At 37.4% G+C, this 15,020-nt stretch carries 11 protein-coding genes; 8 read left to right on the forward strand and 3 right to left on the reverse strand.

Going from position 1 to position 15,020, the window contains the following annotated elements:
* Nucleotides 1–157: 157 nt before the first annotated feature.
* From DK866_RS17795 to DK866_RS19885, 7 genes are all read left to right on the forward strand, one after another.
* A complete protein-coding gene (locus DK866_RS17795) occupies nucleotides 158–403 on the forward strand; it encodes a hypothetical protein (protein WP_162557030.1) in 246 nt (81 codons plus the stop codon).
* Between the two features lie 62 nt (nucleotides 404–465).
* The gene (locus tag DK866_RS17800; RefSeq protein WP_109409993.1) at nucleotides 466–3,864 is read left to right on the forward strand and encodes a tape measure protein; all 3,399 of its coding nucleotides are present in this window, start codon (nucleotides 466–468) and stop codon (nucleotides 3,862–3,864) included.
* A gap of 3 nt (nucleotides 3,865–3,867) precedes the next feature.
* A complete protein-coding gene (locus DK866_RS17805) occupies nucleotides 3,868–4,344 on the forward strand; it encodes a hypothetical protein (protein ID WP_109409994.1) in 477 nt (158 codons plus the stop codon).
* Nucleotides 4,344–4,814, forward strand: coding sequence for a DUF1833 family protein (locus DK866_RS17810; RefSeq protein WP_004247776.1), 471 nt, complete (start codon nucleotides 4,344–4,346; stop codon nucleotides 4,812–4,814). Before DK866_RS17805 ends, DK866_RS17810 begins: the two co-directional genes overlap by 1 nt.
* Nucleotides 4,811–5,203, forward strand: coding sequence for an NlpC/P60 family protein (locus DK866_RS17815; RefSeq protein WP_109409995.1), 393 nt, complete (start codon nucleotides 4,811–4,813; stop codon nucleotides 5,201–5,203). The genes DK866_RS17810 and DK866_RS17815 overlap by 4 nt, the downstream gene beginning before the upstream one ends.
* On the forward strand, nucleotides 5,190–7,658 hold the full coding sequence (locus DK866_RS17820; protein WP_109409996.1) for a host specificity factor TipJ family phage tail protein: 2,469 nt from the start codon (nucleotides 5,190–5,192) through the stop codon (nucleotides 7,656–7,658). The genes DK866_RS17815 and DK866_RS17820 overlap by 14 nt, the downstream gene beginning before the upstream one ends.
* A 57-nt stretch (nucleotides 7,659–7,715) precedes the next feature.
* A complete protein-coding gene (locus DK866_RS19885) occupies nucleotides 7,716–10,268 on the forward strand; it encodes a hypothetical protein (protein WP_162557031.1) in 2,553 nt (850 codons plus the stop codon).
* Nucleotides 10,269–10,305: 37 nt separating this feature from the next.
* Here DK866_RS19885 and DK866_RS17830 read toward each other — a convergent pair whose 3' ends face one another.
* From DK866_RS17830 to DK866_RS17840, 3 genes are read right to left on the reverse strand one after another with little or no spacing between them, the layout of a single operon-like run.
* The gene (locus DK866_RS17830; RefSeq protein WP_109409997.1) at nucleotides 10,306–11,724 is read right to left on the reverse strand and encodes a glucosyltransferase domain-containing protein; all 1,419 of its coding nucleotides are present in this window, start codon (nucleotides 11,722–11,724) and stop codon (nucleotides 10,306–10,308) included.
* Nucleotides 11,721–12,641: a glycosyltransferase family 2 protein gene (locus tag DK866_RS17835; RefSeq protein ID WP_109409998.1), complete on the reverse strand. Its 921-nt coding sequence runs from the start codon at nucleotides 12,639–12,641 to the stop codon at nucleotides 11,721–11,723. Before DK866_RS17835 ends, DK866_RS17830 begins: the two co-directional genes overlap by 4 nt.
* Nucleotides 12,641–13,003 (reverse strand): GtrA family protein, encoded by a 363-nt coding sequence (locus tag DK866_RS17840; RefSeq protein WP_109409999.1) that lies wholly within the window; start codon nucleotides 13,001–13,003, stop codon nucleotides 12,641–12,643. The genes DK866_RS17835 and DK866_RS17840 overlap by 1 nt, the downstream gene beginning before the upstream one ends.
* A gap of 309 nt (nucleotides 13,004–13,312) precedes the next feature.
* Between DK866_RS17840 and glnS the strand changes: the two genes are divergently transcribed.
* Nucleotides 13,313–14,980, forward strand: coding sequence for a glutamine--tRNA ligase (glnS, locus tag DK866_RS17845; RefSeq protein WP_109410000.1), 1,668 nt, complete (start codon nucleotides 13,313–13,315; stop codon nucleotides 14,978–14,980).
* The last annotated feature ends 40 nt before the right edge of the window (nucleotides 14,981–15,020 follow it).

Here is a 15,020-nt window from a genome sequence, read left to right on the forward strand (position 1 = left end):
GACCGCTTCTTGCTTAAACTCAGTAGTATAAAATCTATTTGTTCGTTTTTTCATTTAACACCTCAATAATTGGATTATATTCCATTATTAAAGTGTCCTGTTTGATTAAAGCAGATCAGCTATTGCTAATGATAAATATGATAGAAGTAAAGTGAGAGTGTATGAATCATTTACTTCAAAAAATGAAATGGGCGTAGATCTGGCTGGTGATGCGCTATGCGTATTTAATAGGATATCAATTAAAGACATTAGTTCACATGATTCTTTAGATGAGATATCAATTGATAATGAGTCTATTGATATTATTCGTTTAATAAACGCAGAAGACAGAACAAAGAAAAAAATTGGTGATATTAATGAAGCATCAGATTACATGAAAAAACTCAAATATATATTCAATTAAGCGTAATGAAATCAACATAACCCTGCCAATCGGCGGGGTTTTTAATTTTTGGAGATCATGAAATGGCAGATGTAGGTGAAATCGTTTATCAAGTTCAAATGGATGTCGGTCAGTTACTTACATCTCAACGCCAATTAGAACAACGCCTAAATCGAATGGATGACAGTTTCAACAGAACATCTAGAGCGGCGAATAACACTGAGCAGTCAATGTTATCTCTATCAAAAGTTGCTGGTGTTGTAGCTTCTGCGTTGTCGGCTGGTGCGATCATTAACGCAGTCGATGAGTGGGGGCAAATGGCTGCACGAATTAAAATGGCTCTTAATTCAGTTGAAGGTGATGTTGAGCGCTATGCAGAGATACAGCAACGATTCTTAGAGGTTAGTAACCGAAACGGTAAGGCGATTGAAACAACCCAAGAGCTATATGCTGGCTCTGCCACTTCAATGAAAGAGTTGGGTTATAACACAACTCAAACAGTTGACTACATTGAGTCTCTTTCTTCTGCATTTACAGCTAACGCCACAGGAGCACAGCAAACAGAATCCGCAATGAACGCCCTTAATAGGGCTATGGTTATCGGTACGCTAAAAGGCAATGATTGGCACTCAGTTTTAAATGCCACGCCTTCTGTTGTTGCTGATATCGCTAAAGAATTATCTCGTTTACGTGGTGGTGTAAAAGTCACTGAAAACGATGTTAAGAAAATGGCAATGCAGGGTGGCATTTCCATGAAACTATTCGCTGATGCAATGATTAAGGCGCGTGAAGAGAATAACGCTCTTGCTGACTCAATGGATAACACCATTGCAGATGGTTTTACAAAGTTAACGAACTCCGCTAAAGCATATTATGGCGAGATGAACCAGACACTAGGAATTACTCGATCTGTCTCTGCTGGGTTTGCCGTGCTGTCTGATAATTTTGATGAAGTCGCTCAGGCAATTGCCGGATTGGCAACATTGGGAGCTGCAAGATATTTTGGTAATTTAGCGACATCAATGAAAAATTCCGCAGTGCAAACCCTAAACCAAAGCAAGGCTCTGAAAGAAAGCGCAAGGGCTCAACAAGACGCAGCAATACAAGCACAAAGAAAGGCTCAGGCTGATTTAAGAAATGCTCAACTTGATAGAGCTAGACTACAAAACAATATAAATCAAAACGAACAATCCAAAAAAAGTATTTTATTATCAAATGAGTTAGCTGCTGCGCAACAGAGAGAAAGAGCAGCTAAATTAGCACTAGTTCAGGCTAATAATGCTGTCGCTGCATCACAAGAAAGAGCGAATTTAGCGAGTATGGCATGGACTAAATCTATCGGATTACTTAGATCCGCTCTTGGGTTAATAGGTGGGCCGGCTGGCTTTATCATGATAGCAGCCACAGCGCTTATCTATTTCTCTCAAAAAACAGAGCAAGCAAGGCAGGCCGCTAGAGACTTTGCAGATGGTATAGACCAATTAAGAGATAAGTTAAAGGAGCTTTCATACCAAGAAATAGCTCGTGATGCGCAGGATGCTAAAGACAAACAAGAGCTATTAACTCTTGAGATGAAGGAGCAGGAAAAACAACTATCAGCATTAAGAGCGCAGCTTGAGTTACAAAAAACGGCATTAAAAGACCAGCCAGAGCTTATTGATAAGAACACTACGAGGATCTTGCGTGAAATCACAAAGCTTGAAGGTGATTTAGCGACAAGTAGAAAGCGTTTTGGATTAATTACGATATATCTTACTGATGCACAAAAGGAATATAACGAAAAAACAAAAGAAGCAATTGATCTTAGTGTAAAAAACGCAATGACTCTAGGTATTGAGCAATCTGCATTTGGTAGAATTACCCAGCAAATAAAGGAAGCGACAGCCGCAAAAGAAAGCTTTAACTCAACACAGCTAACTGTCGAGCTTTCAGAGAAGGGTCTTGACCTAAAGAAATCACTTGAGCGAGAAGCTAAATTAGCTAACGCAAAAAGTGAGATTGAAAAAAGAAAAATACAGGTTGAATTTTACGCAGAAGATAATGGAATTACAGATGACAAGGAAATTAATAAGTTAAAGCAGTATGCAGTTACAGCTCAAGAGGCTAAGGATGCAGAATCAGAACGCAACAGTAAAACCAAGGAATCAACCAAATCCACAGACGCAGCATACGAAGCGCTAAAGCGCCAGAGAGAAGAAATTGAGCTTTTGAACAAAGGTTATAAAGACGGATCTCTTGAAATGGCTAAGTATGACGCGGTTAAAGCATTGGGTGATACTGCATCTCCTAAGCAGATTGAAAAAGCGGAGCAGCTAGCAGAAGAAAAATACAACATTGAGCGTAATCTAGCAGATAAGAAAGCCGCACTTGAGCTTGATTTAGTTGCCAAGGCTAAAGAATCTCACGATAAACAGTTGGCAGACTTAGAGCGGATAACAAAAGATGATGTATCTCTCACTGAACAGGCAGCAAGGCGTAAAGCTGAAATTGAAGCGGAATACCAACAAAAGATAGCCGAAATAAAGGCTAAAAAAGTTGTATCTCCTCAAGATGATCTCAAAGGGAAAGCAGACCCCATTCAAGCATTAGCTAACGAGCACGCTCAGAAACTTGCACTTATAAAAGAGTATGAAAACCAAAAGGTTTTAACTGAGCAGCAAAGCTTAGAGTTAATGAATGCCGCAAATACCCAATATGAGCAAGCTAGAACTGATGCTATGTATGAGCTTTGGAGAAATCAATCATTAGGAAACGAAGCTGCCGCAGCTGCACTAGATGCATTCTCTGGTAGCGCATCAAATGCACTTACGGGAATAATTACCGGCTCAATGGAGGCTTCTGACGCATTAAGATCAATTGGTAATACAGTTTTGAATAGCCTAATTAACACCTTTGTTCAGGCTGGAATTGAACAAGCTAAAGCCGCTTGGTTTGGCGCAGCTGCGCAACAAGGAGCTATCGCAGCAACAACGGCGGTGCAAACGGCGGCTATCGGAACGCAAACGGCAGTGAGCACGGCAGCAGCTGCCACAACAACGGCCGCTTGGACACCTGCGGCAATTATGGCATCAATCGCGTCAATGGGGACAGCAGCAAAAATAGGTTTAGCCGCAATCGCTGTGCTTGGTGTTGGTGCAATTGCAGGCGCTCGTAAAAATGGTGGCCCTGTTGACGCTGGTTCAATGTATCGAGTTGGTGAAGGTGGCAAGCCTGAGATATTCAAGGCTAACAACGGTCGTCAATACATGATCCCCGGTGACAATGGAAAGGTGATTTCCAATAAAGATATGCAAGGTGGCGGTATGAATGTGAATGTTGTCTTTAATGACTATTCATCTGGTGGCCACAAGTTTGATGCACAGACATCACAAGATGGAAATACGCTAACTATTCAGGCGTTCATTATGGATATGGATAACAAAGGCCCTATGCTTCAATCCATCACAAGAAACACATCGGCAACAGCGAGAGCAAGAGGTTGATATATGGTTATTAATTACCCTGATTGGCTTCCTCTGGCGCAGAAAGCCGATAAAAGCATGACGCTAGATACTGGTTTCTTGACAGATCAGCCACAGGTAGGCGCACCTATATTTCAGAAGCTCACTGATGACTTAAAAACTGTATGGAGTGTGAATTGGATATTTACACTTCAACAGGAGCGTGCGTTTGCCCAATGGCTGCGAAGTCCTAACTATCTTGATAATTGCAATCGCTGGTTCAGGATGAAAATTAATCTGGGTGGTAGTGGGTTGCAGGAGCAGGAATTGCATTTTGTTTCCTATCCAGTGCAAACCAGTATTAATGGATCTTCTGTAACATGGACTGGTCAAGTTATTAGCAAGAAACTTTATAATTCAGATGATGAATTCGACGATATTATTGTTGAGTTTCCTCCATCATTTGGAAGTTGGCTTGACATTATCGTTACTGAGACTCTACCAAAGTATAAGGAGCTGTAATGCCTACACTAAGAGAGTATCGGGCACAAAGGCCAAACAGAATACTTTATGAGACACTGCAATTTAGTCATCCGTCATTTGGTGATATCTATCTTGTTTCTTATCAAGTCTTCCCAAAGGTTCTAGGTGGGGTTGAATATCAGCCGTGTAATTTCGAACTATCGGACAGCCAGCAAAGCCGAACGCCCATCATTGATGCTAGTGTTAAATTCAGCCGTGTCGCACAAGACTTTAAACAGAAACTTAAACTATGGAAATCATTCAATAGGATGACACCCATAGAGGCTACTTATCGCTTATTTGATGAGAAAGACAAAGGCACAGCAATTACTCGATGGAAATTATTTGTGAAAGATGTGTCGATGGATCATGAAAGCGTCACTGTCACGCTATCTATGAGCAACCCATTGAATAAAAACATTGGGCGAATTTATGAGCCACAAGAATGGCCGGGCTTGGAGGCGGTATGAAAACTCAAGATTTCATCAATAAGGTCATTGGTAAACCATGGAAAAACAGGTCTTGTACATTTGACGCTATGGATTGTTGGGGGCTTGTTGTTCTCTATTATCGTCACGTTCTAGGTATTGAGATCCACCATGACGCTGGATATGAGTCGGAAACTGATTTTGTGACTTGCTATAAAAATGAAGTTGAGTTTTGGGAGAAAGTAAATCAATCAGAAAATAACGGAATATTTATAGGATATATAGGCTCAAAACCCGCTCACATTGGCTTGGTTATCGATGGTAACGTATTACATAGTCGGGGTGAAAACGGCTCTGTGAGAATGGATAGATTGATTGTGCTCGAGAGAAAGTTCACTAAGTTGGAGTTTATGAAATATGCCAATAATTGAAATTCAGCGTGTCGCTGGAATGCCGAAAGAGAGAGTCGAGATAAAAGCCGGCTCTCTTTTTTTTGATTGGTTAAAAGAGCAAAACTTTCATCATGACGTTGATATCTATGTTAACGGCGTAAAGCTTAACGACGATGACAACCTTAACTTTATTGTTAGTGAATCTCATCACATTCAAATATTCGATCAACCGAAAGGGATTGTTGGCGACATTCTCAACCCAGTATTTAAGTTTGTCTCCAAGATATTTTCATTCCTAGCTCCTAAGGCTCCATCATTTAGTGCTGCTGATATAAACGCAAAGGAAAGCCCTAATAACCGATTAACAGGTCAAACCAATATAGCGAGAACATATCAAGCCAGACCTGAAATTCACGGACAAGTTAGAGCCTTCCCTGATCTCATTCAGCAATCAATGTTTGAATACATCGATAATAAAAAGATGGTCACGGAGTGGATGAACTTTGGTATCGGTTACTACACCATAGAAAATGTGAAATATTCAGAGTCTGAATTAATCGCTCTTGATGGTGCTAGTTATCAGATATTCCAACCGGGTGAAGTGATTCCGCAGATATTCGAGGGTTTCGAATTCCCTGATGTTGACGGACAAGAAATACCGGGTCCGAATGAAAGTGACGAAATACCACAATATCAAGCTGCTGCTAATAATGTTATTTCTGGTGAAATTAAAGGTGGTGAGGCTGCCATAAAGATAGAGAAACAAGATGAGTTTCGATACTTCATGGATATCGTAAAGCCTCGATCAGTAAGCCTTATTGTTAACGTGACTTATGATACTCCACAGGGTTCTGTTACAAAGGATATTAAGGTTGATTCCTATTTATCCGATGCGAAAGAAAGTGATGATGGCGCTATTATTTCACCAAAATATTACTACGAATTATTTTTCACTAATTTAACTGGTGGTGATTTGTCAACTTTACCGCCTAATGCAATTGTTAATACATCAAAGTTTATTCTCTATGACAATCAGTTCCTGACAGTAGGGCCTTTCTTTTCCCCCTTAGATGGTGGTGAGTTATGGGTGCATTTAAACGCCCAACTTGGTGATGGTGATTGGGCTAGCGCAAGAATTGAGTTCTGGAAGGTTGATGAGAATAACAATGAGATATCAGGAACAAGAGAGTCTTTTGATAAAGGGTTTCCATCTGCACCAAAGACGAAAACATACTATCTTACGGGAAAGTTCACGCCATTAGCTGGATATGGCAGATATGCTTTTCAACTGACGAGATTGGAAAACAGCAATGATCACAGCATTCTGAAGCTTGAAGAAGCTCATATTGTACGTGAAAGAATTAATGAAATTCATAGTGAAGACACTCTGGTTCGAGTGAGCGTGCGAGCAACTGAAAGTCCAACCAGTGCTAGAGAGCGTAAATACAACGCACTAGCAACAAGACATGTTATTAGTTACGACACGAATAGCCGCAGTGTTGATTATACTTTACGACCATCACGATCATTTGCTGATGCCGTTACCCATACATGGTTAGTCACCGCAGGGCAACCAGAAAGTACCATAGATTTATATGGTTTGTATTCAATCTATGAATCACTTCCAGATAAGCGTTTAGGATATTTTGATTACACGTTTGATGATGAAGATGTGTCACTTGGTCAGCGCATAGAAACAATATGCAATGTTGCTCGTGTTATTTCATTTTGGGATAACGGTGTACTTACATTTACTCGTGAGGAGGAAAAGCAATATCCATCTGGAACCTTTAATAGAGCTAACACGACAGGAAACGGATTCTCACTCTCTTATGATATGACAATGCCGAGCGGTAATGATGGTGTTGAAATCGAATACGTAAACCCTAAAACAAACAAAAAAACCTACCTTAAATATCGTATTGAAGATAACAAGATAATTAACAAACCTGCTAAAAACCCTAACAAAATAACCATCCACGGATGTCGCAATGAGCATCAGGCGATAGATAGGGCGCTGTTGGAAATGGATAGGTTAATACATCAGCGTATGAGCATCAGCGTGCAAACTCTCGCAGATGGTGATTATGTTTATCCTGGAGACTTAGTTATTGTTGCTGACACATACGATAAGAATCAACAGGCAGGTTATATAGTTGAGAGGATCGGAAATCAATTTTCAACAAATGAAAAAGTTGTTTTTGATGGTGAGATGTTTGTTTGTGTTACCGATCATCTAGGTAATACAACGGAAAGATTTAAAGCCACACCGAGAAGCGATACAGCTTACGGGTTTATCGCTGATGTACCTGATATCCAACTAAATATCTATGACGGTATGAATGTTCAATCGCCATCACGTTACGTTATATCCAATATCGTTGAAATGGACTCAATGAGATGGATTGTAAGCGACAAAAAGCCTAATGCAGATGGAACTTATAGCATTACAGCAAGTGAGTATTTTTCTGCAAAGAAAGATTACAACGTTTAATTAAATTCATTTCAACCATAGCCAGCCTAAGTGCTGGCTTTTTTATTGGGAAAAATTATGTCTACAATTCCAACACAAAATCCAGTTCCAAGTGAAGCAGCGAAAGACCTGAAATTTAACTCAGGTAAAATTGACGAGTTCGTTACGTCAATGAAAAACAAATATATCGATAGATTCGGGCAAGAGCATTTTACAATCGAAGGGTTGCGGTGGGTTGCTCAACAAGCAATATCTCAATTTGGATATATCACATTAGACTCATTCCAGAAAGGTGCGGAAATAAGATTGCCCAATCAAATTTTACGTGATGAAGCTACGGGAGAGTATTATCGCTGGGATGGAGTGTTGCCAAAATCAGTTCCTGTTGATTCAACTCCAGACAACTCAGGTGGTATTGGTGTAGGGAAATGGCTTAGCGTTGGTGACGCCAACTTGCGGAATGAACTAGAGAGATCTTCAGGTGCGGATTTAATAGCGAGAGGGATTTTAACCCGATATAAAAAGAAAGGTAGTTTTCAGAATGGAGGGACAGTCAACAATGCTAACGATGCATTAATCCATTCAGATGGTTTTTATTATATCAATATTGCAGGGAATTACCCAGTTACGGTTGAGCCAAACTCATCACCTAATAGTGACTGGCTGTGCGTTGGATTGCTGGAGTACTTTCCTGCAAATTATGCGTTAAATTTCTCAGTTTCTGAAAATGGAGATATGACAGATAACGTCAGAAAATTACATGCATATTGCAATTACTCTGGTGAAGAGGCGATTTATTATGGAGTTAAATCGTTTAGTGTTAACTCAACTGCTGAAATCATCATCTCAACAGATGTGAATTTCAATGGTGCTGATGTTTTATTTATTCAATCTGAATTACGTCCTGAATGGGAGTTTATTCCAGCATTCCGTGTCTTAGACCCATTAACGCCACTGGAAACCATTCCCAATGATTGGGAGCCAGGGACTCTGTATGCAGATAGGACAACAATAAAAAATAACAGTTATGAATTTAGTGAAGGTGTCATTTGTTTTGATACCAATATAAATTTTGGTAAGCGATATCCAACAGATTCTGTTTATTATAAATTAAGAGAAGTATTTAAGGTTTTTAAAGGTGGCATATTAAATTACCCGATAGATATCTCCATTGCGGGAGGTGATTTAGGAAGCGTTTTATTTAGGAAACAACCGAATAAATATATTACGATTAAAGATATAAATATAGATTCATCTAATGCACCCCAGTTGCAAGCATTCTCTATCGAAAGAAATAAATGTAATTTGGTAGGGTTTAATTTTAAAAATAATACCTCAATAAATAAATCTCGGACAATTATTTATTTAAATAAAGTATGTGATATACATTTATCAAAATGGTCTGGCTCTGGTTTTGAAGGAAATTCCGCATCTTATTTATTAGGGGGTGATTTTGTCGCGAATATGTCAATTACAAATTTCGGTATTGATGGCGGAATGCCCGCTATTGGTATGAATGTTGTTAATGGCGTTTATGTGGAAAATAGTCATATTAATAGGTTTGACGTTCATTCATTTTTACATAACGTATTTGTTGATAATGTTACATTTGGAGTTTATGGAGTAACGTATGGTGTCGGTGGTGGTACGTTATCAGTAAAAAACTCAACCTTTATTAAAGGAAAAGTACCGGGAAGAGGGGATTTTGTATCTTTAAGTAGCTATGATCTTATAAATGCTAGATGGGACTACGGCGGTGTATTTTATGGAAATATTGTTGCAGATAATATTTTAGTGGAAATTGATGAGCGTATTGATTTAAGCGGTGGAACGGATGAATATCCATACAAAATAACATTAATTAAGTTTGCTTCATCTGGAGATTATGGGTTTATTGATAAAAAACCATGGGCTAATAGCATATCAGTATCAAACATAATAGTTAAAGCACCATTATTTTTATACAACTTTGATTTTGAAGTAATTGGTTTTTCTGGTGGGTTGGTGACGGGATCATTATTCCCTGATTTTATTAATATTGAAAATATTAAATTTATGAAAATGCCATCAGATAAGCATCATATTGTACCTGTCTCTTTTCCAGATTATAGTTTGACATTTGCAAATAAACCTGCTGATACAATTAATGGCAACTCCATTATTATAATATCTAATGTAATAAGTTCCTGTTCAAGAAGAAGGGTTCCGGGTAGGTCTAGTATTGGATTAAATCCTAACACCTCTAATCAGAATGGCGAAAATAGGTTAGTACCAAATATAAAACTTATTAATTGTGAAGGAGTTAGTATTATGTATAGTGTAAATGATGGGATTGTGAGAGCAGAAGGATGTGAGATTAGAGACTTTAGTACATATTCAGGATCTTTAAGTACGCCTAATATAGAATTTAATAACTGTAAATTTTACTTTGTAGATGGCTCTCAATCACAAGTATCAAACTGTAAGGTTTTTAATAGTCAATTTGTTAGGCATAGCTCAATTACATCGATGATACAATTTGGAGGAATACTTGCAGCTCAAGGAAATACAATTAGACCAGGGGTAACATTAGCTAATGGTGGAATTAGCAATATAACTAAAAATTCAATATTCATGGGATATTTAGCGTAATAGAAACCGCCCAGTATGGGCGGTTTCATTGTTTGATTTATTTAAAATCTACATATATATTATTATTAATATCATATATGCAATACATATCTCTTATTATTATTGGCTTTCCAGAATTTGAGATATAATCACTAATTATATCTTTATTTCTAGATTCTTCCCCATATCCGTGACTTACGTTTTTTTGACCAATAGCTTTTAATTGGAGGGTGGCTATCCACTCTGATGCTGGACTAATCATATAACTTACAAGTCGATTATTATTAGATGCTATTTTAGAGCGCTGTGATAAAGGTACCTTTCCTGAGAAATAAACTCTTTTGTTTTCATCAAATAATTTAAGATCATCCTTTATGCTGTAAAAAATGGAGTTTTCAAACTTTCTTTGTTCCTCAACAGCACGATTGCTAGAATAGCTTAGTGATATTGGAACAATTAACGATATAATCACAAGGAATTTTGAAATAGCATTGTTAAATAGTAAAATTGATGAAATAGAAATAGCTGCCATAATAGCACCAAATCCTGATAGAGTTCTTGGCATTAATGCTGGCGTTTTTAATATAAGTAATGGGCCGAATATTGAAGAAATTAACAGTAAAGCTATTAATATTTTATTTAAAATAGATATCTTAATGTTTCTTTTTTCTATTTTCAATAATAAGAATAAAAAACACATGGTTGGTATTAATAAAATAATGGAAATAGTTTTATTAATAAAAGAAAGTGTAAAAAATATAAAGTCATTCATATTTTTTATTATTGATAAAAAACCATTGTAATCTATTGTAACTATTTCAGATCTTGATGATAGATCACTTATGAAAATTTTAGTTAAAGAAAAATAAATAAGATATCCAATGAAAAAAATAATTAATTTCTTTATAATATCTTTAATCGTCTCATTGCTGTTATTTATTTTAAACAATGCAGAAATAGAAATTAAGCCAATAAAAATGTTTGTACAAGACTGATAAAGTGATAATGATAATATTAATAAAATAATACTTATTATTATGCTTTTTTTATTTGTTATATCTACGGCAGATGCAATGATAGCAAACGCCATCGCCATAGACATTGGTAAAACATCGAATTTAAATAAAATATTCTGAATAAAAAATGGATTTATGACAATAGCAGATAGAGCGATGGCAACCCAAATACATTCACTCTTATCCACTTTTTTCCAATAAATATAAACAGAAGCAACTAATATAATTATTGACAACATGGCTGGAAATGGAGTTGTATCTACTAAAAGATCGTCACTGAGTGATATAAACTTCATTATCCAATCGGCAAAAGGTCTCCCTAATTCAGTCCAGCCATACCCACCAGAGAACGAGCGCTCTAAATCATCCCTATAATGGACGCCAGAAATAATAACAGGGAAAAAAAATAAAAAAATAGGTATAAATATTGCCAATAATGCACCTTGATGTTTATTATTCATTTCTCACCTTTTTTAAGTAAATATCTAGGTCTATCCTTACTTTCTATATATATTCTTCCGATATATTCGCCAAGAACACCGATGCCAATAAGCTGAATTCCACCAAGGAATAATATGGAAACCAATAATGATGGGTAACCAGGCACGGGATTTCCCCATACCATTTTATCTATAATCATCCATCCACCATAGATAAATGAAATCGCCCCAACGAATAATCCAATATAGGTCCACATACGCAGAGGAAAGGTTGAAAAACTGGTGATTCCTTCTAATGCAAGATTCCAAAGCTTCCAACCATTAAATTTTGATTCACCAGCAGAACGCTCAGCACGAGAATATTTGACGATATCTACTTTTCCACCAACCCAAGATAGAACGCCTTTCATAAATAGATTGCGTTCAGGAAGCAACTTAATATTCTCAACCGTTTCACGAGACATTAAGCGGAAGTCACCCACGTTTTCTTCAATCTTTGGCGTACTGATTTTGTTATGCAGTTTATAGAACCATTCTGCTGTTTTACGTTTCAACCAACCATCAGTAGAGCGGTCAGTTCTTTTCGCTAAAACAACATCGGCGCCTTGTTTCCATTTTTCTATTAATTGTGGAATAACTTCTATTGGGTCTTGAAGGTCAACATCAATAGGGATTATAGCTTCACCAGTGGCATGATCTAATCCTGCAAAAAGTGCAGGTTCTTTACCAAAGTTTCTAGTAAAACTTAATGCTACTACTTGCTCATCAGCTAACGACAACGCATTGATGATATTTTCAGTTGAATCTTTACTACCATCATTAATAAAAATAATTTCAACATCATATTTTTTTAGTTCTTCATTTTCACGAACCGTTTTATAAAAAATAGGTATCGCTTCTTCTTCGTTGAAAACAGGAACAACTAAAGAAATTTTCATTACTCTATTCCTTTAAAGACAAATAATTTTGAGTAGAAAAAACCAAGAACAAGGCTAATTGCTGAAAATGCAACTAGGGTAATTATTGGCATCGCATCGAGTTTATCGGCTATAAATCCAGTCAAGTAACTTAGTACACCCATAAATACTGTGAATGCAATATATCGGCCACCGGTTGCTTTCTTTTTAAATGTAAACTTAGCATTAGCAAAGAAGGAGAAGGTGACAGCAATGACGAATGCGATCAGGTTCGCAGTGGCCTGTGTTGTGGAAACTAAATAAACCAAAATGCCGAACACCACCCAATGCAGGAGCGTGTTAATAACACCAACAGAAAAGTATCGCGCAAATAACTGGAGCATATTAAATTATCTATAATAAAAATTGATGGGTGAGTTTAGCACTAATGTAAATTTAGGTCAGTAGTGGATATCCATCCAAACGTTTTTTGGATGTTATGGCGGGGTGTTTTTATGATAAAATGCACTCATTAAAACCTGTAATGCGTTGATTTATTTGTCTGGTATTGTCATGTTTTGACATGTATTTTCTTGTTAATTACATAATAATTCAATTGTAAATTGTTGATTTTAAAACAATAGCTTGATTTGAGTAAACTTATTGGATTATAGTGGGTTAATTATGCGTTTTGCTTTGAGGAAAAAATGACCATGAATGAGGCAGATGCCCGCCCAACTAACTTTATTCGTCAAATAATTGACGAAGATCTGGCAACTGGGAAACATGATAGCGTGCATACGCGTTTCCCACCTGAACCTAATGGCTATCTTCATATCGGCCATGCGAAATCAATTTGTCTGAATTTTGGTATTGCTAAAGATTACCAGGGTAAATGTAATTTACGTTTTGATGATACCAATCCAGTAAAAGAAGATATTGAGTACATCAACTCAATTCAAAAAGATGTTCAGTGGTTAGGTTTCCAATGGGAAGGTAGCGTTCATTACTCCTCAGATTATTTTGATCAACTCTATCAATATGCGATTGAGTTGATTAATAAAGGCTTAGCTTATGTCGATGAGTTGAGCGCTGAAGAAATTCGTGAATATCGCGGTACATTAAAAGAGCCAGGTAAAAACAGCCCTTATCGCTCACGTAGCGTAGAAGAGAACTTAGCGCTGTTTGAAAAAATGCGTGCTGGTGGCTTTGAAGAAGGTAAAGCGTGTTTACGTGCGAAAATTGATATGGCATCACCTTTTATCGTTATGCGTGATCCGGTGCTTTATCGTATTAAATTCGCTGAACACCACCAAACTGGAAATAAATGGTGCATTTATCCAATGTATGATTTTACCCACTGTATCTCAGATGCTCTGGAAAATATCACTCATTCTTTATGTACGTTAGAATTCCAAGATAACCGTCGTTTATATGATTGGGTGCTGGATAATATCACTATCCCTTGTCATCCTCGTCAATATGAATTCTCTCGTCTTAACCTTGAATATACTGTGATGTCAAAGCGTAAGCTGAATCAGCTTGTGACAGAAAACATCGTCAATGGTTGGGATGATCCGCGTATGCCAACCATTTCAGGCTTACGTCGTCGTGGTTATACCGCTGACTCTATTCGTGAATTCTGTTTACGTATTGGTGTAACGAAACAAGAAAATAATGTTGAAATGGCAGCATTAGAATCTTGTATTCGTGATGATTTAAACGAAAATGCACCTCGTGCAATGGCTGTTATCGATCCAGTTCGTTTAGTGATTGAAAATATGCCAGAAGGCGAAGAGATTTTAACTGCGCCGAATCACCCAAATAAACCGGAAATGGGAACGCGTGAAGTGCCATTTAGCCGTGAAATTTATATTGATCGTGCTGACTTCAAAGAAGAAGCAAACCGCCAATATAAACGTCTGGTGCTAGGTAAAGAAGTACGTTTACGTAATGCTTATGTGATTAAAGCAGAACGTGTCGAAAAAGACGAACAAGGCGAAATTACGACCATTTACTGTACTTATGATGCTGAGACTTTAAATAAAGATCCTGCTGATGGCCGTAAAGTAAAAGGTGTTATTCACTGGGTAAGTATTCCACATGCTGTTCCTGCTGAAATACGTCTGTATGACCGTCTCTTTAGCGTACCAAACCCAGCGGCAGAAGATGATTTCTTATCAACAATTAACCCTGAATCTTTAGTTATTCGTGAAGGTTTTGTTGAACGTAGCTTAAAAGATGCAGCTATCGAAAAAGCGTATCAATTTGAGCGTGAAGGCTACTTCTGTGCTGATAAGCTATCAACAGCGGATAAGTTAGTGTTTAACCGCACAGTAGGCTTACGTGATACTTGGGCTAAGATTTCTCAACAAGGTTAATTTAAACCTTATTTTGAGTCGCAATAGTTAGCACCAAAAT

Source organism: Proteus genomosp. 4 str. ATCC 51469 (assembly GCF_003144375.1).
GTDB lineage: Bacteria > Pseudomonadota > Gammaproteobacteria > Enterobacterales > Enterobacteriaceae > Proteus.